The sequence below is a fragment of the Rufibacter sediminis genome (assembly GCF_014269285.1).
Classification (GTDB): Bacteria; Bacteroidota; Bacteroidia; order Cytophagales; family Hymenobacteraceae; genus Nibribacter; species Nibribacter sediminis.
On sequence record NZ_JACOAF010000044.1, the window covers coordinates 347,410 to 369,959 of the forward strand.

Below are 22,550 nucleotides of genomic sequence, written 5' to 3' on the forward strand. Positions count from 1 at the left end.
CAGAAGAGAAAAGAATTCTTAAACTTACGGTAACCACCATGTGACCCAGGTGGCTACCTTTGCGTACAGTAGTACTGAATTGAATTTATATTGCTTTATTGTTTTTGCCCATGCGTGTTGTAGCCGATATTCCGCACCCCGATATTAAAATCACCTTGCTGGCCTGGAACGGGAAGTACCTGCTCAAACTGGAATTAGGCCCTTTTGAGCAGACCTATAAAGTGAGCGAGATGGAAGTGACCGGCGGCGATGCGGAAGTGAAAAGCTGGCTGGATGAGCCTTTTCTGCAAAGCAGCATAGAACTATTTCTGGCCATGCGTAAAAACCTGCACGAGGCGCGTAGACGCCACGAGTAGTAGGAATATTTCTCGTATTAGTACCTGATTTTCATCTGATTGGTCTGAAAACCGGCTTAAAACTTGCAATTCCGGAAAGCTTCACCTAAATTCATTTCAGACAGATGACAATAGGCTTACGTATGAGTTTAAACCCAAAGCGCCACTAAGTAGCGTATAGTCCCCCTAGCGCCATGAAGATAGGATTCAGCAAACACATCAAGATCTCCTATCGGGCGGATATGCAAACGGTGATCATCCGTTGGCAGCAGCCTGTCACGTTCACGGAGTTCAAAATGAACTGCCTGGCCATTCTCGCCACGGCCAAGGAGCACATGACTTCGTCGTGGCTGTTTGACTGCCGCTCCAAAGGCGAGATGACCCAGCAGGAGAGTGATTGGCTCAGAGATGAGTTTTACCCCAAAGCCTTGCAGTTAGTCTCTTCCCGCGTACTGGTGGCCTGGTTGCTAGCTCCCCGCCAGATGCAGCGCCTGCAGGAGGGAGCCGCCCTCTCCGCCATCACCGAAGAGTCCCAGGACGTGCGCCGCAAAGCCTTCCTCACCGAAAACGAAGCGGTAAAATGGTTGGAAGAATCTGTAGAGCAACTGGAGCACCGCAACAACCCTCCGCAGTAAGCCTTTTTTCTCCTCATTAAGAACACAGGGCACCTAAGGTGCACCACGTTCACGGCAGAACTGTCTGCCTCCTTCTGAACTTTTCTCGTTCGTTTTTGGGGTGTTTTGACAAAACATGCCTGAAACGGCTATCTGCATAATGGTGATTCTGCTAAAAAAAGGAAAGCGCTATAGTAGGTAGCTGCTCCGGCTATAAAGTGTCCCTAACTCGCTGCGCTATGTACGCTAACAGGTATCCTTTAAAGTGATAGACGAAGGATTCCTTTACAGGTCATCGTGTTTCTTCCCGTAATATTCATGCTGCGTAAGCAGTTGCTTAGCAGGACTTAGTAATAGTTGCCTATTATAATTGTTCATTGATGTGTGCGTGCACAAATAAAATTTTTTTAAGTGTGTACGAACACATTTTTGACGAAAACCTTTGTGATTCTTGTTTTATGTTTCTATGTTTAGAAAAGAAATCAACATTTCTGGCTTTTCCCATTGGTTACGCTTTTCTAAATCTGCCCATCTATGGAAACATTAACCTTTTCTGTCACTGCCCTTGAAAAGCTCCCTGTCACCATCTTTGACACTCCTGAGGAGGGATGCCGGCGCATTGCCCATTCTATTGCCACCACCATCAGGGAGAAACAGAAAACCGGGGAAAAGGCCGTCCTGGGGCTGGCCACCGGTTCATCGCCCATAGGGGTTTACCAGGAATTGGTGCGGCTCCATAAAGATGAGAACCTGAGCTTCCGGAATGTGGTCACCTTCAATCTGGATGAATACTATCCCATGCAGCCAGATGCCTTGCAGAGCTACGTGCACTTCATGCAGGAGCACCTGTTCAGGCACGTGGACATTCTGCCGGAGAACGTCCACATCCCAGACGGATCGCTGCCCATTGAAAAAGTAGCTGATTTCTGCGCCGCTTATGAGCAGTTAATTGAGGAGGCGGGCGGCATAGATGTGCAGTTGCTGGGCATCGGCCGCACCGGGCACATCGGGTTCAATGAGCCGGGGTCGGGGCTTACTTCCCATACGCGCTTGGTTAAACTGGATGCGCTGACCATCGCTGATGCTACCAAGGACTTCATCAAAGAAGAATTTGTGCCGCTCAGGGCTATCACCATGGGCGTGGGCACCATCATGAAAGCCCGCAAAATTATCATGATGGCCTGGGGCGAGGGAAAAGCACCCATTGTGCGGCAGATGGTGGAAGGAAAGATCTCTGAGGAGGTACCCGCGTCCTTTCTGCAGCAGCATGAGCGCGTCACCGTTATCCTGGACCAATGGGCGGCCGCTGAGCTGTCCCGCATAAAAACGCCGTGGCTTGTGGGGCTGGTAGACTGGGATCAAGACCTCATGCGCCGCGCCGTGATCTGGTTAAGCCTGCAAGCCAAAAAACCGCTCCTGAAACTCACTGATGAAGATTATCGCCACTGGGGCTTAACCGATTTGCTGGTGCGAGTGGGCTCGGCTTACAGCCTGAACATCCAGGTGCACAACGCCATCCAGAATACCATCACCGGCTGGCCCGGCGGCAAGCCCGGCTCCGATGACAGTCATCGGCCTGAACGCGCCAATCCTTTCCCTAAAACGTCTTTGATCTTTAGTCCGCACCCAGATGATGACGTGATCTCCATGGGCGGCACCCTTTTGCGCCTCGCCGATCAGGGACACGCGGTACACGTCGCTTACCAGACCTCGGGGAACATTGCCGTGTTTGACGATGACGCGCACCGCTTTGCGGATTTCGCCTTGGGACTTTCTAAAAAGCTAGGCATCGCCACAGAGGAATTTAACAACCTGCACTCCCACGTGGGGGATTTTCTGGAGCATAAGAAACTGGGCCAGGAAGATACCGAGATCGTGCAGAGCATCAAAAGCCTCATCCGGCAGGGCGAGGCGCTGGCCGCGTGCCGGTTCTGCGGCGTGAAGAAAGAGAACGTGCACTTCATGAACCTGCCTTTCTATGAAACGGGTCAGGTTAAGAAAAAGCCTTTGGGCGAGGAAGACATCCAGGCCGTAGTTGAACTGCTGACTAAGGTAAAGCCCCAGCAGATCTTCGCCGCCGGCGATTTAAGGGACCCGCACGGAACCCACCGGGTATGCCTCAACGCCATTCTGGAAGCCATAGAACGCCTGAAACACGAGCCCTGGATGCAGGACTGCTACGTGTGGCTGTACCGCGGCGCCTGGCAGGAGTGGGACATTGAAGACATTGAGATGGCGGTACCCATCAGCCCAGAGGAACTGCTGCGCAAGCGGAAAGCCATCTTCAAACACCAGTCGCAGAAAGACAGCCCTGTGTTCCCCGGCAACGACAAACGGGAGTTCTGGCAACGGGCCGAGGACCGCAACCGCGCCACCGCCCGCATCTACGACCAGTTAGGCCTGACGGAGTACGAGGCCATGGAAGCCTTCAAGCGCTATCACTTTTAAGCGGGCAAGTGCCGTTTAAGAGCCATTTTTTGAAAAACGATCTGAAAACCCAAAGGGCTTGAGATGAACGATAAACCAACGCTGCTGATTCTGGCGGCCGGCATGGCTACCCGCTACGGGAGCCTGAAACAACTGGAGGCTTTCGGGCCCAACGGCGAAACCATCATAGAGTACTCTATTTACGATGCCATCAAAGCTGGTTTCGGGAAAGTGGTGTTCATCATCCGGCAATCCATTGAAAAGGAGTTCCGGGCCGCCATGCAGGACAAGTTCAGCCACGCCGTGGAAGTGGACTTCGTGCTGCAGGAACTGGATATTTTGCCTGATGGGTTCACCGTGCCAGAGAATCGGGTTAAGCCCTGGGGCACGGCCCATGCGGTTTGGGTAGCCAAGTCTAAACTGACAGAGCCTTTCGCGGTAATCAACGGAGACGATTTCTACGGCTACGAGTCTTTCCGGATTATGGCCGATTTTCTGAAAACGGGCCAGAAATGCGGGCTAGTAGGATACCTGCTGGCCAATACCCTGTCTGAGCACGGAGCAGTGTCCCGGGGCATCTGCGAGGTGGATGCTGGCGGTAACCTGGTCAGTATCACCGAACAGACGCATTTAGAACGGGGCCAGAACGGCATTGTGGCGATTACCCCTAACCAGGAGCAGATTCCGCTGGCTCAGGACCAGATGGTCTCCATGAACCTAATGGGGTTTTCGCCGGAGTTACTGCCCTATTTTGAGCAATACCTGACGGAGTTCCTCCAGGAGAGTGCCCAGATTCCCAAAGCCGAGTTCTTCCTGCCCCTGGTGCTGGACCGGCTGGTGAAAGCCGGCGTCACCCGCGTGAAACTTCTGCCCACGCCCGAGAAATGGTTCGGAGTGACGTACCCAGCCGATAAACCGGTGGCGGTAGAGGCGCTCCAGAAGTTGGTGGAGGCAGGAGTGTACCCAGAAAATCTCTGGGGAAAGAAGACAGAAACGATCAGATAAGATGACACAAACAACAGCGCCAGACGGAAAATTGTCCTCCATACTCTCGCAATTCAGCATAAAAGGAGGTGTAGCGCAGGTAGTGCCGCATGGCTCCGGTCACATCCATGACACCTACCATGTCGTGAATTCCCAGCCGGGCAGCCCAGACTACCTGCTGCAGCGCGTGAACCATCATGTCTTTAAGAACGTGCCCGCCCTCATGGACAACATCCAAGTGGTGACCACGCACCTGCGCCAAAAGCTGGAGAGCATGCCAGCCGCGCAGCCGGAGAAAGAGGTGCTCACGCTCATTCCAACCATCCAGCAGCAATGGTTCTACCAGGATGAGGAGGGCAATTACTGGCGCATGTATTACTTCCTGGAAGATACTTTGGGGTATGACATGGTCACCACTCCGTCGCAAGCCTACGAGGGCGGCAAAGCCTTCGGTAAGTTCCAGGCCCTGCTCGCTGATTTACCCGCGGACCTCTTGCATGACACCATCCCTGATTTCCACAACGTGGTCAACCGGCTGCGGCTGTTCCGGGAGACGGTGAAAGCCGATCCGGTTGGCAGGGTAGGGGAAGTGGGTCCCGAGATCGCCTTTGTGGAGGAACGCGCCCAGGCCATGAGCACCATCTATCACATGGGGCAAAGCGGGGAACTGCCGTTGCGCATCACCCACAATGACACCAAGTTCAACAACGTGCTCCTGGACAAGGACGGCAAAGCGCAATGCGTCATTGACCTGGATACCGTGATGCCCGGGTATGTGGCCTATGACTTTGGGGATGCCATCCGGACCACCGTGAATACCGCGCCCGAGGACGAGCCGCAGCTGGAGAAGATTCAGGTGAACCTTTCCCTGTTTGAGGCTTTCGCCAAAGGCTTTCTGGAGGAAACCAGCAGCGCCCTCACTGATCAGGAGGTGGCCTCTCTGCTGCACGGTGTGCTGTTGTTGCCCTTTATCATGGGCCTGCGCTTCCTCACCGATTACCTGGACGGTGACCATTACTACAAGATCCACTTCCCGGCGCATAACCTGCAGCGATGCCGGGCACAGTTTCAGTTGGTAAAGCAGTTGGAAGCGCAGCAAAGCAGTTTACAGGCCATTTTAGAGAAAGTAGTACAGGAAACCCGCCTGGCAGAAATCACCACCAAAGCCTAGTGTTTTTATGAAGCAATTAGACGTGCCGCTTTTATATCGGCTAGACCGGGAATCTGGCTTGCAGGAAGTCTCAGAACAGCTGGACCGGTTGGAGAAACACGCCATTGACACCGCGCCGTGGCCCGATTATCCTTACAAGCCCTCGGTTACGTTCTCGGTGGCCCACAGCAATGACTGTTTCTTCGTGAAGTTCTACGTGGAGGAGGATGCCATCCGGGCGGTATTCCGCAGAACCAATGATCCTGTGTACCGCGACAGTTGCGTGGAACTGTTCATCGCCTTCAATGACGAGCCGGCCTACTACAATCTGGAGTTCAATAGCCTGGGCTCTTGCCTCATGGCCTACGGCACCGGAAAGGAAAACCGCGAATTTCTCTCGGAGGCCGTTATCAGGGAGATTAAACGGTACGCCCAGCTTTCAGTGGGTGAAGAGGCCGAGGCTCCCGTCAAATGGGAGCTGACCTTGGTGATACCGGTGGAGGTTTTTTGTTTCCATGGGTTTACCTCTTTGAATGAACAAAGCTGCAAAGTGAATTTCTACAAATGCGGCGATGATCTGCCCAAGCCCCACTACCTAACCTGGAACACCATCAAGGCCGCTGCACCCAATTTTCATCTGCCGGAGTACTTCGGGGAACTGCAGTTTCTGTAGTAGCTTGAAGTACTGCCTCGGCCGTTTAGCGCCTGATTTTCAGAAAACAGCCCTAAAACCTCTGCTGCCGCCGCAACGGCTCAGTCCTTTACTTTCGGGCCCCACCTAAGTGCCCGCATTTCTTATGAATGACGCTTAGCTCTTGAACCCCATAAAGAAAACATCTATGAGTAACGATAGGAGAGATTTCCTGAAGCTGGCTGGGTTGGCCGGCGTTGGTCTGGTGAGTACCGGTTTCATCAGTGGTTGTGCTTCTTCGGCCGGCACCTCCCAGTTGAGCCAAATCCAGAGTCAAGCCAAGAAATCACATCGGCAGGTCTTTAACATGAGTGGTTACGCGGCTCCCAGAATGGACAAGGTGCGGGTAGGATATATTGGCTTGGGCATGCGCGGACCAGCCTCGGTGGTGCGCATGAACCATATTGAAGGAGTGGAGATCAAAGCCCTCTGCGATATCCGGCCAGAGCGGATTGCCGCCGTCCAGAAGAAACTCGAAGGCTCCATTCATAAGCCGGCTACTTATTCCGGCAAAGAAGATGCCTGGAAGGAAATGGTCAACCGAGATGATATTGATTTAGTGTACATCGCCACGCCCTGGCACCTGCATACGCCCATGGCGGTCTATGCCATGGAGCACGGGAAACACGTGGCGGTGGAAGTGCCCGCCGCCAAAACCCTGGAGGAGTGCTGGCAACTGGTGGAGACCTCTGAGCGCACCAAAAAGCACTGCATGATGCTGGAGAACTGCTGCTATGATTTCTTTGAGATGCTCACGCTCAACATGGCCCGGCAGGGATTCTTCGGGGAGCTGGTGCACGGCGAGGGTGCTTACATCCACAACCTCATCGACCTGAACTTCGCTAAAACCAGCGATACCGAGGAGGCCTATTACAACATGTGGCGCCTGAAGGAAAATGGCCGCAACGGCAGCCTGTATCCTACCCACGGCCTGGGACCTATCTGCCAGGTCATGGAGATCAACCGCGGCGACCAGTTGGATTACCTCACCTCCGTGTCTTCCAATGATTTCTCTATGGGTCCCAAAGCGAAGGAACTGGCGGCAAAAGATAACTTCTACCAGGAGTTCACGCAGATGAATTTCCGGGGCAACATGAACACCACCACCATCAGAACCAAGCGCGGTAGAACCATCATGATCCAGCACGATGTCTCTTCCATGCGCCCTTACTCCCGCATTCACGTGGTGAGCGGCACCAAAGGCATCGCCCAGAAATGGCCCAATCCTGCCCGCATCGCCACCAGTCATGAGAACTGGCTATCGCCTGAGCAATTCAAGAAAGTGGAAGAGCAGTACACGCCACCGCTCATCAGGAAACTGGGCGAGATGGCCAAGAAAATTGGCGGACACGGCGGCATGGACTTCCTCATGGAATGGCGTCTGGTAGACTGTCTGCGCAACGGCCTGCCCCTGGACCAGGACGTATATGATGCCGCTCTATGGAGCTCCGTGGCACCGCTGAGCGAGTGGTCCGTAGCTAACCGTTCCAACTCCATTGACGTGCCTGATTTCACCGCTGGTGCCTGGCAGAAGAATAAACCCGTAGAGCTTACCCTGCAAGGCGGCGGCACCACCAACGTGAAGGCCTAGCTTTACTCTTTTATGGAGCAAACCCCCATCCCGTTTCGGGGCTGTTTTCTGTAAAACAGCCCCGAAACGGGATGGGGGTTTTTTTAGTTGATGTGAACGAGAGCTAGGAAGTCGGAAGAAGAGGTTCAGTAGCGCCAACTACGGTTCGTATGATGGATTCTCCCCTTGAGGGGAGCGAAGAGGGGTGTTTACACCTGCTGGTCATGGCGTTCCCCATCTGGATTTCAAGTGGTATTGATTTCCCAATAATGCGTGCTCTCCTGTGTGAACACCCCTCTTTATCTCCCCTCAAGGGGAGAATCTGCATTTTAAGTGCCCTTACGATAGCAAACTGCATTAAAGTCCATTGCAGTCCATACAAAGTTTGAGGCGGCTGCCTCACTGAAGTTGCAAACTTCAGCCCATTTTAGGTCCAAGTTGAAAACTTGAACCAGCTATATTTTTGGGACTTAACGGCTCTGCCTCAAGAGGAAAAGCTGCGTTTGAAGCGTTATAAATGCGAAAGCGTTTCGGGCCTGTTTTGGAGAAAACAGGCCCGAAACGCTTTAATTAAAACTGGGGGGCTAATTGACTTTGATGGTATGGTTCAGGCGATTGAAGCCGGTGCTTCCTTCCCAGACATCATTATTGGCCAGCCGGATGCTGTACTCCGGTCGCTTGGCAAGGCTCTCGTAGGAATCTGGCAGGTTGAGCAACAGATCGTACTCGCCTTTGGGTAGGTTGGCGGGTAACATCAGTTCCTCAGAGACGGTGACTTGGCCGGGAAACCATTTTCTGATCTCGGTAGCCAATGGCAGAGCATGCAGCTGGCCTGTTTTCTTATTCCGGAGCACCAATTGCACCGGCCTGGGGTTGAAAGGGGCGGCAAACCCCACATTCTCTAAGTTTAGCGTAACGGGCAAGCCTTTTCCTTTCTTGGCCTTTTCCGGAAATGAGGCTGATTTCAAGGTGAACCGGTAACCCAGGCGGCGCTTGATATTGTCCATGCAGCCCCCGCTGATCCAGTCGTTGTTGACCTGGTTGTTATAGGAGCTGTTGAGGTAGCTGTAGTGCATGGCGGCCATTTCCTGCTCGGCGTGGCCGGCCGGGGCGCAGTCATTCTGGGGGCTGAAGGCATCGTCACAGGTTTCGCCACCCACCGCCACGTACCTGCTTTCGTCTTCAAAGTACTTGCGGAGGACCTCGTTGGCCGGGCCCCGTTTGGAGGAGGAATTTCCGTAGTCATAAAAGGTGCCGTAGTCATCCTCGCTGGCCAGAAAACAGTCATTGTGCAGGCCTACGCGGGCGTAATCTGATTTGGAAAAGGCTTCTTCCTGGGTGAGGGCACTGGCTGTTACCGGGGCCTTGGGGCCGTGCACAAACCGCTGCTTGATCTGCGGGGTTCTCACCTGAACCATGCGGTTTTCTGGCAATGCGTTTAGTAAGGCTTTGAGCATGTCATTGCGGTCTTGCCAGCTGCTGTCGGCTACTACGCCCAGCCCGTTGGTAGAGGCATCGCCAAAGTAATCGGTAAAGTAGTTTTCTCCCCAAATCCCGATAAAGCCCTGCTGCAGGACGGCAATCACATCTGCGTTCTCCTGGAAAACGGGTTTGAGCTGCGCGATGTGCTGCAAGACAATGGCTTTGGAGGCATCCCCGTATGGTGGGCAGATTTTGTAATCGTCTTTGCAGTCGCCAGCTTTGGTGTCATTGGTGTAGGCAAACCGCAAAATCATCTTCATTCCCGCTTTTCTGGTAGCGGCGAAGTCTTTCCGGAGGTTCTCCAGAAACTCGGCGCTCAGGGGAGAGGTCCTGAAGTCAGCGAGCAGGTAGCCCCGGTACACCAGTGAAAGCTTGGCCGAGTACTCGGCGCTGTTGTTGATTTTCTGCCCCGCGGGCAAGGTTCTGAGTTTTACCAGTTCCTCTGACGACAGGGTGCCCGGTTTGCCGCCCACGGCCAGGTAAAAACCCCGTTCAGGATTGGCGAAATCTTCCAGGCTCTGGGTAAAGGAAACTTTCCGGGTCTGGGCGTAACTAACCGAAGTTAAAAACAGATGCGCCACCAGAAGGGCTAAAAGGGAGATCTCCTTTGCGCGGCGGTGAGGTTGTCGGGGGCAGATAGACATGGAAGAAATTAGCTTGATGAACGAAGTTTGATCCAAAACGGAGGTGAGGCTGCCAGGGTCATTGTTCCTGGCGCTTTAGGGCTGTTTTTGAGAAAATGGCCCTAAAGCGCCAGGCAGGTTTTCAGGTTAGAGTTCTATGCTGGCGAACTTGGAGGTAGGCTGCTTGCTGTAAGGAAGGTTGCCAAGCTCGGCCCAGCCGGCGGAGCTTTCCACAATGGCGAAGTTGGCGAATCTCCTCATGGTGCCTAAGCCTTCGCGCTTGATGGAGAACTCAATCACTTTTTTACCGGCCACGGTTTTCATGGTAGAGAACTGCATGCTCTGGCCAAAAGTGGCCACCTCGTTCCAACCCCAGTCGTTGCCGGGACCCACGTGCGCAAACATGCTGCCCACCGACTCTGCGGGAGTAGTGCCGTTGTAATTGCCTTCGAAAAGGAAATCAGCGCCGGAGGCGGCAGGGTACATCCAGGTTTTGAGACCGGTTTCAGGGTTGTTGTCTGCGTCCAGGTACAGGTCTATCACGGCAAGGTTGAAATCCTGGGTGCCTTCCAGGTAGAAGTTCAGGGCTCCGGCCGAGGCGAAGGTTTTCACGGCCAGCAGCGTACCGCCGGTGCCTTCGTCGTTGGTGTGGGTGTAGGGCACGTGCTCCCAGTCGGTGAAGTCGCCATCAATCTTGATGTTGGGTCCCAACACGTACACAGAGTCTTTAAAGGTGCTGGTCTGGCCATTGTTGGAGACGGTAAGGGTCACCAGAAAATCACCTTTTTTTCTGTAGATGTGCGTGGGGTTGGACTGGGTGGAAGCCTCGCTGTCATCCCCGAAATCCCAGAGGTACTCAGCGGCACCTTGAGAAAAGTCAGTGAAGTTGACCACAAAGCCATCGCTCACGTAGCTGAAGACGGCCTTGGTGCCTGACGTTTCATCGTCTTCCTCGCAGGAAAGAGTGGCCAGCAGCAGGAAGCTTAAGCCGAAGAAAAGTAAGAGTTTGTTTTTCATGTCTCTGGAGCTTTAAATTTTCGGTTGGATGCAGGATGGTTAGAAGCTGCCTACTTTCAGTTGATGGTTCAGGCTGTTGAGGCCGGTTTCGGGAACCCAAACTCCCGTGTTGGCTAGCCTCACGCTGTATTCGGGCCGGTCTTTCAGCGACGCTGCCCGATCTGCTATTTTAAGGAACAGGTCATAGTCACCCGCCGGAATACCCGTTAAGCTCACGCTTTGGTCTAGTTGGTAAGTTGTGCCGGGTTTGACTTCGCGCAAGTCTACAGGTACCGGTACCTGATGCACCGCCCCTGATGCTTTGTTTTTGAGTACCAGGTACGTGTTCTTCAGGTTGTAGAGTGGCGCATATCCTTTGTTGGTGAGGTTAATAGCCAGTTTATACGATTGGTTCAGCCCAGCCTGGGCCGGCAAGACGGCATCTACCAACGCCAGCCGGTAGCCCAGATTTCGTTGGAATTCGTCAAAACAGCCCGAATTCCGCCATGCGTTGAGGGTGGGCTGGTAATAGTCCAGGTTCAGGTAGGTCCATTTCAGAAGCTGCATCTCGGTACGTCCTTCCGCGCAATTGGGAGAGTAACCGCTCTGCGGCGGACAGGTCTCGCCCCCGGTAGGCACATACAGCGCCTCGTTGCTGATGTAGGTTTTCTCGGGCTGGATGTTGGTATAGGTGCCGTAATTGGTGCCCCCTGACATGAAGCAGTCATTGTGGTGGCCCACCCGGGCCATTTTCTCGGCGGTATAAGCCGCGGCTTTGCTCAAAGGTGTCGTGCTCCCGAATATCTGCTGTTTTTTGGCCGGAGTCCTTACCTGCACCATCAGCTCGGTGGGCAGCACGTCCAGCAACTTGAACAGGACTTTCTTCTCGTTCTCCGTGGTATTCAAGCCGTTGGTGGAGTTGTGCCACTCGCCCCAGGGGCCTATAAAACCGGCCTGCACAAACGCGATGACGTCTCTGTTGGTCTCAAACGCTGGTTTCAGTTGATCCAGGTGCTGTTCTATGGTAGCTAAAGGGGCATCTGTACCGTTCATTTGGTCTGTGTAGGCAAACCGGAGCACGCACTTCAGGCCAGCCTGACGGATCAGGTCCATATCGGTCTGAATTAAGGTGAGCTGGGCAGCGCTGAGCGGGGCATCTTTGAACTTCTCCAGATAATAAACCCGGTGGATGAGCGTGATGTGATTACTCCTCAGCGACGAAAGGGTGCTGGCACTCAGAGGAGCGCCTTCTGAGTTGGCAGAGAACAGCCGCATGAACCCTCGCTCAGGGTTCGGGAAGATCTCATTGGAGAGTGCATAGCTGAGCGTTGGCTGTACTTCTGGCTGTGGTTCCTCGCTACTGCTGGAGCAACCAGAAAAACAGGTGAGCAGCAGACTCAGGATGGATATAGTGAATACATTTCCTCTTGATACACGCATTTTCTAGGGGTAAGCTGATGGTACAGGTGAATTCTACTGGTTGCTCTGGGGCTTGCAACAGAAAGCCCATTGGCGTGAGAAGCGTTGGATGGCTGCTTCTCCCGCTGGTGCTGTTAGTTGTAGCCTTTGTTCTGGATGAATTTCCCTTTTCCTTCGCTCACGGCTTTGAGGGAGAAAGGATAGAGTACTTTGTCTTCATTGGTGTACGTAGAGCCTTTCACCTCCCGGGCGCGGGAAACGAACTTGCCGTGCCGAATCAGGTCGGCGCGGTACTGGCCGTTTTCGCACCAGAACTCATGGCTTCTCTCAGTAAGAATTAGATCGTTGAAGGCGGCTAGGGAGCTGTAGTTGGCCAAAGATTTGTCTTGCAGGTCGGCTCTGCGGCGCACAATGTTTACCAAATCCATTGCTTCGGCAGTGGGGGCACCGGCAGCATTGGCCAGGGCCTCGGCTTTAGATAAGAGCACGTCGGCGTAGCGGTACATGATGATGTCCACGGTAGAAAGGGCGGTGGTTCGGGCGGCGTCTGGGTTCATCTTCAAGGGAATAGGCCCCAGGTTCATGAATGTACTAGGGTTAGCCCGGTTGTATGTGGTGCCATCGGCGGCTTTGTACTCCGCTATCAGCATGGTTTTCCGTTCGTCGTTCTCCTCAAAGGTGTCATAGAACCACCAGGTGCTCTGGATAGTGCCCCAGCCACCTTTCACCGGAAAGTTGGGCGGCAAAACCATCAGCTGCCACTGATTCTCGCTGGTACCTTCATAATCACAAGGGATGGCCCAGATGACTTCTTTGCTGTTTTTGGCGCCCTCCAGGTCCCACATGCTCTCGTAGTCCTGGGTGAGGGTATAGTAGCCGTAGTTGATGATTTCATTGGACAGCTCCACTACCTTATTCCATTTCTTCTCGTGCAGGTTCAGGCGTATTTGCACCATTTTGGCCAAACCTTTGCTAAAACGGCCATACTCCGCCTGAGCGGGGCTGGGCAGGTCTTCAGCCGCAGCCATCAGGTCAGCCTCAATAAAGGCTACAGTTTCTTCATGGGACAGGCGAGCCAGGGGAGCTTCCACCATAGGGGTTTGGAGTACTTCAAGGGGCGCTACTACAATGGGGCCGTACATGTCAAACAATTCGTAGGCGAGAAGCCCTCTGGCGCAGCGGATCTCGGCAATAGCTTTCTTCTTTACTGTCTCGCTTACTTGGGCTTTATTGATCAAGTCAATGGTCAGGGTCATCAAGCTGATTTGATTATAGAACACATCGTAAAAGCGGGTGATGCCTTCATCTGTGGGTTTGTAGTTGTGGAGGGACGCGGTGAGTTGCGGTCCGTAAGAGCCGTTGAGGATCTCAGTGGTGGCATCGTTGATGTACATGATACCGTTCTCGGAGGTGGTATGAATCCCATTGCCCCATGCCCCTCGGAGCGGATAATAGCAGGCATTCACCATGGCCTCCACATCGGCCTCAGACTGTGGGAAAATGCTGGGGTTTATCTCAGAGTAGTCAATGGACTCTAGATCATCTGTGCAACCGCCCAGCAGGAAGAGGAGTGCAAGAGACAGAAATACTTTGCGCATGGTCTTATAGGTAAAGTGGTGCTGGTTCATTAGAAAGTCAGGTTGATGCCGGTGGTGAAGGTTTTCACGTTAGGGTAGGCCGCGGTGTACGCATCGGTTTCTGGGTCAATGCCGTCATAAGGCGTGATCACGAACAAGTTCTGCGCCGCCAGGTGGATAGAGGCTCTGGAGAAGACTTTTCCGGTCCATTTAGAGGGAAGGGAATAGGACAGTGCCACGTTCTGTAACCTAATAAACCAGGCGTCTTGCAGGAAGAAATCACCGGAGCTGTACGGAGACCAGCCATAGAAGGAGCTGGGCTGGGTAGTGGAGGGATTCTCCGGGGTCCAGCGGTTTTTTACGGTACTCAGGGCATTGTACCCGTAGGTGTAGATCCCGTCGGCGCTGATGCCGTAGGTGGTGTAGTTGGGATCGGCCATTTTGCGGCCGAACATGCCGTTAAAATCAAAGTTCAGGCTGAAGCCTTTGTAGGTGAAGATGTTGGTCATGCCCACAATCAGGCTCGGGTCTGACGTCCCGATCAGCTTGGTATCGGCATCATCGATAATGCCGTCAGGTGTTCCGGTACGCAGGAAACGGCCATTCTCATCTACGGCGGGGTTGCCGCTGGCATCGCGTGCGTAGCCGTCAATGTCTTTGATTTTAATCATACCCGGCTTCAGCTCCGGCTGGGAAGGTACGTCTTCGCCCACCTGCATGATTCCGTCAGATAACCGTGCATAAATAGCTCTGATAGGATCATTCACATTCTGGTAGACGGCTGGTTTCCAATCTGGGGCTCTTTCTTTCCAGGTGTCTTTGAATTTAGAAAAAGTGAAGATGGATCTCCATTCAAAATCATTGCGCTGGAAATTGCGGGTATTCACGGTCAGTTCAAAGCCTTTGCTCTGCGTTTCGCCCACGTTGGCCATTACGGTGTTGATGGGGTGGTACGAGTTGATGGGTTTGAAGGCCAGCAGGTCTGAGATAACCCGGTCATACACTTCCAATGAACCGTCTATCCGGCCATTGAAGAAGGAGAAATCCAAGCCGAAGTTTGCCTCCGTTGTCGTTTCCCATTTCAGGTCGGGGTTTTCTAGTCGAGACAGCGAAACCCCGATTAACCGGGTGTCTGTGCCCGAAACCCAGGCAGGGTAAGCGTAATAGGCGGCAAAGGCGTTGCTGCCTATGGAGGCGTTGCCGGTTTGCCCATAGCTGGCTCTCAGCTTAAACTGCGAAACTACGTTAGCCAAGCCGCCAAAGAATGGCTCTTCTGCAATGTTCCAGCCCACCGCAATGGAGGGGAAGGTTCCCCATTTGTTGTTCCGGGCAAATACGCTGGCACCATCCGTCCGGACGGTTAAGGTAAGCAGGTACCGGTCTTTCAACGTGTAATTCAGTCTGCCAAAGTAAGAGGCCAGGACGTTTTCTGAGCGGGAAGAACCAACTGTTTTGGTGCTACTCCCCGAGCCCAGGTTATTCCATAGGAATGCGTCTGAGATGAAGTTAGTGTTGCCTACGTTGGAGTAGTCGTTGTAGAAGTTCTGTTGGGAAACCCCTGCCAACAAGTTTAGGCGGTGCGCCGTTCCTATGGCTTTCACGTAGGAAGCGGTGGCTTCCATCAGGTACTCGTTTTTGTCGGTCTCGGCAATAGAGGCCCGGCCAAATTCCAAAGCTCCGTGGATGGTGGTTTTAGGCAGGTAATTCCACCGTTTGGTGAGGCCGCGGTCCATGCCTCCTTTCAGGCGGATGGTCAGGTCGGGGATAGGGATGATGTCTACAAAGGAGTTGAGCAGCATGCGTTCTATCCGGCCCTCATCAGAAATGGTTAACAGCGAATAAGGGTTAGGCTGCAGGGCCAGTAGCGGGTTCACCGGGTAATTGCCGTTTTCGTCAATCGGTTTGATGTGCGGGCCCATCTGCATAGCCGCTCGGATAATGCCGGAGTTTTCGAACTGATCGCCGCCCAACTGGCTGTTGTCATTGTTGATGCGACTGGCGGTGAGGTTAAGCCCAAACTTGATGTATTTGTTTACCTCCTGGTCAATGTTGGCTCTGACGGTAAACCGTTCTAGGCCAGAGTTTTTAATGACCCCGCTGTGCTTGTAGTAATTTCCTGAGAGCAGGAATTTCGTTGCCTCAGTGCCCCCAGTCAAGGAAAGGTTGTGTTGCTGAATGGTTCCGTCACGGGTAACCAGACCTACCCAGTCGGTGCCTTTGCCTACATTGCTGATGGCGTTTTGGGTGTATAATCGGCGAAACGGCCCATTAATAGGATCTGCCTGTGCCTCTTCCAGGGTTTTGGTGCCATAGGGGAAAACGTTGTTGTCGAAGTTCCACCGCTCCCAGGCAGCCTCATTGCGTACTTGCATCCATTCATTCAGAGGCAACACCTCAAATGGATTGTTGTATTTCTGAGTTGAAAACGTATTGGAGTACTGGACTTCGGCTTTGCCGGCTTTCCCGCGCTTGGTGGTGATCAGAATGACCCCGTTGGCGGCCCGGGCTCCATAAATAGAGGTGGCGCTAGCGTCTTTCAAGACCTCCACTGACTCAATATCATTCGGGTTGAAGGAGTTTAGGATGCTTTGGCTACCCGCCTGGTATCTTCCGCCGCTTTCGGGTTGTTGCAGGTCTGAGATAGGAAATCCGTCTACGACAATCAAGGGGGCATTGCTGGCATTGATGGAACCTGCTCCCCTGATGAGGATATCTAATCCGCCGCCGGGCTGGGCACTATTCTCCCGGATCATCAATCCGGCCGCCTTCCCCTTCAGCATGTGTCCAATGGAAGCGGCCCCGGAGTTGACCACCAGGTCCTCGGCCTTTACTGAACTGATGGCGCCGGTCAAATCTCTTTTCTTTTGGGTGCCATATCCCACCACTACTACCTCATCCAGTGATTTCCGGTCTTGCGCCATCTGGACGTTGACCCTTGCCTCATTGCTTACGGTCACCTCCTGCGAAAGGAGACCGATAAAAGAGAACACCAGCGTAGCCCCTGAAGTAGGCACCTGGATGCTGTAGGTGCCGTTTGGGTCGGTTGTGGTACCGGTGGTAGTGCCTTTCACCACCACGCTCACACCGGGCAGCGCCTGGCCGTCTTCTTTGGCGGTTACAGTACCTGTCACTGTGCGTCCCTGGGCTGCTGCCTGCAGAACAGGGAGAAGCACCAGAAGCGTTAGCTTCAAAAATCTGTGTACCATTCTTTTCATGTAGTTACATTTTATGGGTGAGATAGGGTCAAGTAAAAGAGCAAAGAGAAACCCCAGTAGATGAACAGCGTGTGCCAGAAGCACTTTCATCAAGAGGCTATAAAAGACTTTAAACAAAGCCGGCTTCACAAACAGGTCACTTCAAAACCATTTAAAGGTCAAAAGAGGCTGCGGGAGTTAGGAAGAAGGAGAGGTAAAGTGGCAGTCTGGTTCCATATGAGTTTGTGTTTGGTATAGGTCAGGTACTGTTGTATGCGCAGGAATAAATCAGACCAATGCTTAACAGCAAAGGAGCCGTTGCTATCTTTCTAGGGGTGCGGGTCAGGAAGCCTCACCGCGTTGCGGCTCATCCATATGCCCTGTGGTCTTTTCTCCAAACCAGCTTTCTGCTATTTGCACGCAAGAGGTTCACGGGAACGGTGAACACTCAAGTAGCAACCTATCATTCAATGGAGATTTTCTTGCCTCTGTGTTTTAAACATAGCTACTCTAAATTAGATTAGCAAGAACTTTTGCTTAAATGTGTACGAAAACGCAAAGATTTATTATATATGTGCTCGAACACATCTAATAATGGTAAAATTGTGTGTTTGTCATTTTAAATGATCAAATTCAGGTAAGTTCTACTCCTGCGTTCCCTGGACTTTGTGAATGACGGAAGCGGAAAGACAGCTGAAAGGAAGTAGAGAAGAAACAGAGAGAAGGGCAGATAAGAGCTGGAGGCCTTACCGGTTAAGCTGCCTCCTGGATGGAAGAACGCTGGTTGATTTCTCTGTCTACCTGCCTATTTCTCTATAATTAAGATGCACTTGAAAAGCGCCCTTATGAAAACAAGCAATCGCCTCTTGTCCCTTGATTTTATGCGTGGCGTGATCATGCTCTTACTGGCTGCGGAAAGCACCTTATTATATGTGCGGCTGGCTGAGTTGACAGGAGAACAAGGGGTAGCAGGTCATGTGGTGCAGCAGTTCTTTCATGTACCTTGGCGGGGCCTTCACTTCTGGGACCTGGTGCAACCCGCCTTCATGACCATCGCGGGCACCTCGCTGTATTTTTCTACCCAGAACCGTTTGCAGAAAGGAGATGCTCCCGCCACCATTACTGGTCATGTTTTGAAAAGGAGCCTCAAACTATTGTTCTTTGGGGTGGTGTTGCATTGCATATACGCGGGTAAATTGGTCTGGGAACTGTGGAATGTACTTTCGCAATTATCCGTGACCTTGTTGGTGGCGTATTTCCTGCTGCCCTTCAAAGCGCGTACCCAACTGCTGGTGTCGCTGTTTTGTATAGGCCTCACCGAAGTGCTGTACCGTTACGCTCACATTCCGGGATTTGACCAGCCTTTTACCCCGGGCAAGAACTTTGGCTCCTGGATGGATTTGAACCTGATGGGCAAACTGAACAGCGATCACTGGATCGCCATGAATTTCCTGCCTTCGGCGGCCCATACTATTTGGGGTGCCCTGGCGGGCAAGGTGTTGGCCTCCGGCCGATCAACCAATGCCAAGCTCAGGTTATTTCTGGTAGCGGGTTTCATAGGAGTGGTGGTAGGTCATCTACTGGATGTCACCGGGATAGACCCCATCATTAAAAGGACTTGCACGGCCTCCTTTATCCTGGCCTCCGGAGGCTGGGTTTTCCTTATTCTGGCTTTCTGCTACTGGTGTATTGACGTGAAAAAAACCGGCCCCTGGGTTCTGTATTTCACGTTGGTGGGGATGAACCCGATCTTCATTTACCTGTTTTTTGAAACCGTAGGAATCCAGTGGCTAAATGGCGCCGTAGCCATCTTCACCAATGGGTTTTCCCACTGGCTTCATTTGCCAGAAGCGGTACAAGCCGTCCTTGCCTCAGTGGTGACCCTGGTGGTGGAGTGGGCTATCTGTTACTGGCTTTACCAACGGCGTATCTTTCTCAGGCTATAGCAAAGAACGGTGGCAAAGTATAAAACAGTTTCTCAAAGCTAACGCGCAGTTGGGTTATTAGTATATTTGGCCGGAAGATATTCAAAAAGAGTACCGTTCGCTTGCTCCTACGTTGCAACATGCCTTCTATATAGGTGGATGCAGCCGTTGGATTTAAGTTTTCCTGCAAACAAAAGCAAGCAGTAATAATAAGACATACTATATTATACCAGATATTGGATTAATGGTAAAGAAAGGCATTGTACGGATCAAGGATATTGCAGAGAAAGCAGGGGTTTCTACCGGTACGGTAGACCGCGTGTTGCATGAGCGAGGCAGGGTAGCGGAAGAAGTGCGCCAGAAAGTGCTGGAGATTGCGCAGGAACTCAATTACCAACCCAACATGCTGGCCCGCACCCTGGTAAATAACCGGGTGTACGAGATAGCGGCCCTGATTCCAGATCCCGGGCAGGATATCTACTGGCAGGCCCCAAAAACCGGTATTGAGAAAGCCCAGAATGAATTGGCGCAATATGGCGTGCGGGTAACCCAATTCATCTTTGATCCTTATGAAGCCAGTTCCTTTAGGGAGAAGGCGGGAGAAGTGGTAGCCATGGGGCCTGATGCCATTCTGGTGGCGCCTATTTTCTACCGCGAGTCCCTTACGTTCTTCAAGAAATGGAAAGCCCTGGAGATTCCGTTTGCGCTGTTCAACACGCACATCCCCGATTATGAACCCCTCATCTACATAGGCCAGGATTCTTACCAGAGTGGTTTTCTGGCGGCCAAATTGCTGCATTACGGTCATCCGCAGGGCGCCACTTTCCTGGTGGCCCATATTGACGTGGACCTTTCCAACTCCTCTCACCTGGTGAACAAAGAACAGGGGTTTTTCGACTATTTTAACCAAATCGGCTCAGAAACAGCTTATCCTCTTTTGCAGGCCGATCTGCACAATTCCACTTCGGCTGCCTTCCATGAGCAGTTAGACAAGCTACTGCAGGAAAACCCCGAGGTCAAGGGCATTTTCGTGACCAACTCCAAAGCGCATACCGTGGCTCATTACCTGCAAATGCGCGGGATTACGCATATCAAGTTAGTAGGCTATGACCTCATGGAACGCAACCTACATTTCCTGAACAATGGCCTCATTGAGTTCCTGATCAACCAAAACCCGAAAGGGCAGGGGTACTGGGGCGTCTACGGACTGGCCGACCAGCTGGTGTTCAAGAAGAAGGTCAATCCCATCAAATACCTGCCGCTGGACATCATCACCAAAGAGAACCTGCACTATTATATAGAGGCAGATCTGTAATTTCTTTCCCCGGATATACTTATTACCCATTTCTGTTTCAGGCCTGTTTTCCCCAAAACAGGCCTGAAACTCTTTGGTTGTTCTCTTCCGTTTGGTACGGCTGCTTCAGCCATTTTTCAACTTTTCTCTATTTTCTGGAAAATCTTTTTCTGTCTGATTTTATGCAGATTCTTGCCATGCAAACAAGAAAATAGGCGAGGTTTGAAATGCATTCTCCCAAAAAGTAGGAGGAATTCCCAGCAGATCGGCCATAAGCCGGCTTTAAGGAAAATTCTATCATTCTTAGTGTTCCTTGTAGAAATTGGCAGGCTTTGTATTCTTTTGCCATGGTTCTTATATTGTTTTCCAGAAATAATTAGGAAGTACATAGCGTAAGAATCCATGCAGACCTTAATGCCTTTGATGTTTGCCTCTCTGGTGGGGATGGGCCACGCGTTTGAGGCAGACCACCTCATTGCCGTGGGTAACATCGTCTCCAAACGCGATAGCTGGCTTCTGGCCATGAAAGACGGCTTGTTCTGGGGGCTGGGCCACACCACCACCATTGTGCTGCTGGGCTCGCTCATCATCCTGAGCCAAGTCATCTTCCTGCACTCCACCCATTACGAAGCCGGTTTCGGGTATTTTGAGGCCGGGGTGGGGCTCATGCTCGTGATCATGGGCATCAGCCGATTGACCAATAAACAGAACTTCTCCCGAACCAGAACCCCGCGCTACCAGCACAGCTACGCCTACACGGTGGGCCTGATCCATGGCCTGGCCGGGAGCGGCGCTTTGGTCATTTCCATCATGGGCAAGATTGAGAACCCGTGGTTGGGCGTGGCCTACCTGATCATGTTTGGGCTGGGTTCCATTTTGGGCATGTTTGTGGCCGCCGGACTGGTGAATATTCCGTTTACCCAACGCATGAAGATTGGCCGATCCGTACGCATGGGCATGGTAGTGGTTTCGTCGGTGCTGTGCGTGGCCTACGGCGGCTGGATGATGTACGAGAACCTGATCCTGTAACCCGATGGCTGTTTTCTTCCTCTTTTTCCAAAACTAGCCCCAAAATGAAACCCACCGTCAGCATAGAATATTGTCCCAAATGCGGTTGGATGCTGCGCGCCGCCTACATGGCCCAGGAACTGCTCACCACTTTCACCGAGGACCTGAAAGGCGTGCTCCTGGAACCCAGCGAAACCAGTGGCTCCTACCTCATCCGGGTCAATGACCAGGTGATCTTCGACCGGAAAACCGCCGGCCGCTTCCCCGAGATCAAGGAACTCAAGCAACTCGTCCGCGACCAGGTGAACCCCGAGAAAAGCCTCGGGCACTCAGACAAAAAATAACCAGACTCAGAACTCAAGACTCAGAACTCCCGCCCATGCATCTTTCGCCCAAAGACATAGACAAACTGGTGCTGCACAACGCCGGTTTTGTGGCCCAGAAACGCTACGCCCGCGGTCTTCGGCTCAATTATCCCGAGGCCGTGGCCCTCATCGCCACGCAGTTGCTGGAGTTTATCCGGGACGGCGAGCGCGTGGCCACCCTCATGGACAAAGGCAAAAAGTTGCTGGGCTTCGCCGATGTCATGGAAGGCGTGGCCGAGTTGATCCACGAAGTGCAGGTGGAAGGCACTTTCCCCGATGGCACCAAACTGGTCACCGTGCACCACCCCATCTGCCGCGAGCAAGGCGCTCCTGAACTGGCACTCTACGGCTCCGGCCTCACCAAAAAGACGCAGACGGCTTCGCCAGACACGCTCATCCAACCTAGCCCCGGCGAATACCTGCTGGGAGAAGACAAACTCACGCTCAACCAGAACCGAAGCACCGTGGAAGTGGAAGTCACCAACATGGGCGATCGGCCGGTGCAGGTGGGTTCCCATTACCCGTTCTTCGAAACGAACGCGCTGCTGCAGTTCGACCGGGAGAAAGCCTACGGCTTCCGCCTGAACATTCCGGCTGGTACGGCGGTGCGCTTTGAGCCCGGCGAGCGGAAGCGGGTGACCTTGGTGGAACTGTCAGGCGAAAGAATCAGCTACGGCGGCAATAACCTGGTAGACGGGCAACTTTCTGATGACCACAAAGCCGAAGTTCTGGAGAAAGCGCGTCAGCAGAATTTTCTTAGTACTCCTTAAGCTTCGTTTTTGGCCAGTTTTTCTGAAAACGGTCCTGAAACAAGTCGCATTTCGAGTTTACCTACTATGGCGCGGAAGTTACTTCCGTGCCTTTAGAACACAGGCAAGGCACGGAAGTAACTTCCG

At 52.7% G+C, this 22,550-nt stretch carries 17 protein-coding genes; 12 read left to right on the plus strand and 5 right to left on the minus strand.

Translation table 11 applies throughout. The annotated features are described in order from the left end of the window. Positions 1–110 precede the first annotated feature (110 nt). The 7 genes from H7U12_RS20005 (at position 111) to H7U12_RS20035 (ending at position 7,792) form a co-directional block, all read left to right on the plus strand. Positions 111–356: a hypothetical protein gene (locus H7U12_RS20005; protein WP_186641435.1), complete on the plus strand. Its 246-nt coding sequence runs from the start codon at positions 111–113 to the stop codon at positions 354–356. A 173-nt stretch (positions 357–529) separates the two neighbouring features. Continuing rightward, positions 530–970 (plus strand): hypothetical protein, encoded by a 441-nt coding sequence (locus tag H7U12_RS20010; protein ID WP_186641437.1) that lies wholly within the window; start codon positions 530–532, stop codon positions 968–970. Between the two features lie 513 nt (positions 971–1,483). Beyond that, entirely contained in the window at positions 1,484–3,397 is a 1,914-nt protein-coding gene (gene nagB / locus H7U12_RS20015; protein WP_186641439.1) for a glucosamine-6-phosphate deaminase, read from the plus strand. A gap of 63 nt (positions 3,398–3,460) precedes the next feature. Then, positions 3,461–4,381, plus strand: coding sequence for a nucleotidyltransferase family protein (locus H7U12_RS20020; protein WP_186641441.1), 921 nt, complete (start codon positions 3,461–3,463; stop codon positions 4,379–4,381). Between the two features lies 1 nt (position 4,382). Further along, positions 4,383–5,531 carry a phosphotransferase enzyme family protein gene (locus H7U12_RS20025; RefSeq protein WP_186641443.1) on the plus strand — a complete coding sequence of 383 codons (1,149 nt, stop codon included), beginning with the start codon at positions 4,383–4,385 and terminating at the stop codon, positions 5,529–5,531. A gap of 7 nt (positions 5,532–5,538) precedes the next feature. Further along, a complete protein-coding gene (locus H7U12_RS20030) occupies positions 5,539–6,183 on the plus strand; it encodes a carbohydrate-binding family 9-like protein (protein WP_186641445.1) in 645 nt (214 codons plus the stop codon). A 166-nt stretch (positions 6,184–6,349) separates the two neighbouring features. Further along, a complete protein-coding gene (locus H7U12_RS20035; protein WP_186641447.1) occupies positions 6,350–7,792 on the plus strand; it encodes a Gfo/Idh/MocA family protein in 1,443 nt (480 codons plus the stop codon). A 563-nt stretch (positions 7,793–8,355) separates the two neighbouring features. On the opposite strand, the gene H7U12_RS20040 is transcribed toward H7U12_RS20035, so the two are convergent. The 5 genes from H7U12_RS20040 to H7U12_RS20060 form a co-directional block, all read right to left on the minus strand. Then, the gene (locus H7U12_RS20040; RefSeq protein ID WP_186641449.1) at positions 8,356–9,897 is read right to left on the minus strand and encodes a DUF4832 domain-containing protein; all 1,542 of its coding nucleotides are present in this window, start codon (positions 9,895–9,897) and stop codon (positions 8,356–8,358) included. 126 nt (positions 9,898–10,023) lie between these two features. Next, positions 10,024–10,893, minus strand: coding sequence for a PKD domain-containing protein (locus tag H7U12_RS20045; RefSeq protein WP_186641450.1), 870 nt, complete (start codon positions 10,891–10,893; stop codon positions 10,024–10,026). 39 nt (positions 10,894–10,932) lie between these two features. Then, positions 10,933–12,312 carry a DUF4832 domain-containing protein gene (locus H7U12_RS20050; protein WP_186641452.1) on the minus strand — a complete coding sequence of 460 codons (1,380 nt, stop codon included), beginning with the start codon at positions 12,310–12,312 and terminating at the stop codon, positions 10,933–10,935. A 113-nt stretch (positions 12,313–12,425) separates the two neighbouring features. Then, positions 12,426–13,889, minus strand: coding sequence for a RagB/SusD family nutrient uptake outer membrane protein (locus H7U12_RS20055; RefSeq protein WP_186641617.1), 1,464 nt, complete (start codon positions 13,887–13,889; stop codon positions 12,426–12,428). 29 nt (positions 13,890–13,918) lie between these two features. Then, positions 13,919–17,074 (minus strand): SusC/RagA family TonB-linked outer membrane protein, encoded by a 3,156-nt coding sequence (locus H7U12_RS20060; RefSeq protein WP_206683959.1) that lies wholly within the window; start codon positions 17,072–17,074, stop codon positions 13,919–13,921. A gap of 833 nt (positions 17,075–17,907) precedes the next feature. Between H7U12_RS20060 and H7U12_RS20065 the strand changes: the two genes are divergently transcribed. The 5 genes from H7U12_RS20065 to H7U12_RS20085 all read left to right on the plus strand — a co-directional run bounded on the left by H7U12_RS20065 (position 17,908) and on the right by H7U12_RS20085 (position 22,424). After that, positions 17,908–19,008 (plus strand): acyltransferase family protein, encoded by a 1,101-nt coding sequence (locus H7U12_RS20065; protein WP_186641455.1) that lies wholly within the window; start codon positions 17,908–17,910, stop codon positions 19,006–19,008. Between the two features lie 223 nt (positions 19,009–19,231). Next, the gene (locus H7U12_RS20070) at positions 19,232–20,302 is read left to right on the plus strand and encodes a LacI family DNA-binding transcriptional regulator (protein ID WP_186641457.1); all 1,071 of its coding nucleotides are present in this window, start codon (positions 19,232–19,234) and stop codon (positions 20,300–20,302) included. Between the two features lie 381 nt (positions 20,303–20,683). Next, positions 20,684–21,310 carry an urease accessory protein gene (locus H7U12_RS20075; RefSeq protein WP_186641458.1) on the plus strand — a complete coding sequence of 209 codons (627 nt, stop codon included), beginning with the start codon at positions 20,684–20,686 and terminating at the stop codon, positions 21,308–21,310. A 44-nt stretch (positions 21,311–21,354) separates the two neighbouring features. Then, entirely contained in the window at positions 21,355–21,633 is a 279-nt protein-coding gene (locus H7U12_RS20080; protein ID WP_186641459.1) for a SelT/SelW/SelH family protein, read from the plus strand. A gap of 35 nt (positions 21,634–21,668) precedes the next feature. Further along, positions 21,669–22,424 carry an urease subunit beta gene (locus H7U12_RS20085; RefSeq protein ID WP_186641460.1) on the plus strand — a complete coding sequence of 252 codons (756 nt, stop codon included), beginning with the start codon at positions 21,669–21,671 and terminating at the stop codon, positions 22,422–22,424. The last annotated feature ends 126 nt before the right edge of the window (positions 22,425–22,550 follow it).

What these genes read in the sequence shown, in the direction of transcription:
- nagB (WP_186641439.1), top strand. Translation starts at nt 1,484, where the DNA reads ATGGAAACATTAACCTTTTCTGTCACTGCCCTTGAAAAGCTCCCTGTC.
- H7U12_RS20075 (WP_186641458.1), top strand. Translation starts at nt 20,684, where the DNA reads ATGCAGACCTTAATGCCTTTGATGTTTGCCTCTCTGGTGGGGATGGGC.
- H7U12_RS20060 (WP_206683959.1), bottom strand. Translation starts at nt 17,074, where the DNA reads ATGGTACACAGATTTTTGAAGCTAACGCTTCTGGTGCTTCTCCCTGTT.
- H7U12_RS20055 (WP_186641617.1), bottom strand. Translation starts at nt 13,889, where the DNA reads ATGCGCAAAGTATTTCTGTCTCTTGCACTCCTCTTCCTGCTGGGCGGT.
- H7U12_RS20040 (WP_186641449.1), bottom strand. Translation starts at nt 9,897, where the DNA reads ATGTCTATCTGCCCCCGACAACCTCACCGCCGCGCAAAGGAGATCTCC.
- H7U12_RS20050 (WP_186641452.1), bottom strand. Translation starts at nt 12,312, where the DNA reads ATGCGTGTATCAAGAGGAAATGTATTCACTATATCCATCCTGAGTCTG.
- H7U12_RS20045 (WP_186641450.1), bottom strand. Translation starts at nt 10,893, where the DNA reads ATGAAAAACAAACTCTTACTTTTCTTCGGCTTAAGCTTCCTGCTGCTG.
- H7U12_RS20085 (WP_186641460.1), top strand. Translation starts at nt 21,669, where the DNA reads ATGCATCTTTCGCCCAAAGACATAGACAAACTGGTGCTGCACAACGCC.
- H7U12_RS20065 (WP_186641455.1), top strand. Translation starts at nt 17,908, where the DNA reads ATGAAAACAAGCAATCGCCTCTTGTCCCTTGATTTTATGCGTGGCGTG.
- H7U12_RS20005 (WP_186641435.1), top strand. Translation starts at nt 111, where the DNA reads ATGCGTGTTGTAGCCGATATTCCGCACCCCGATATTAAAATCACCTTG.
- H7U12_RS20010 (WP_186641437.1), top strand. Translation starts at nt 530, where the DNA reads ATGAAGATAGGATTCAGCAAACACATCAAGATCTCCTATCGGGCGGAT.
- H7U12_RS20080 (WP_186641459.1), top strand. Translation starts at nt 21,355, where the DNA reads ATGAAACCCACCGTCAGCATAGAATATTGTCCCAAATGCGGTTGGATG.
- H7U12_RS20025 (WP_186641443.1), top strand. Translation starts at nt 4,383, where the DNA reads ATGACACAAACAACAGCGCCAGACGGAAAATTGTCCTCCATACTCTCG.
- H7U12_RS20035 (WP_186641447.1), top strand. Translation starts at nt 6,350, where the DNA reads ATGAGTAACGATAGGAGAGATTTCCTGAAGCTGGCTGGGTTGGCCGGC.
- H7U12_RS20070 (WP_186641457.1), top strand. Translation starts at nt 19,232, where the DNA reads ATGGTAAAGAAAGGCATTGTACGGATCAAGGATATTGCAGAGAAAGCA.
- H7U12_RS20020 (WP_186641441.1), top strand. Translation starts at nt 3,461, where the DNA reads ATGAACGATAAACCAACGCTGCTGATTCTGGCGGCCGGCATGGCTACC.
- H7U12_RS20030 (WP_186641445.1), top strand. Translation starts at nt 5,539, where the DNA reads ATGAAGCAATTAGACGTGCCGCTTTTATATCGGCTAGACCGGGAATCT.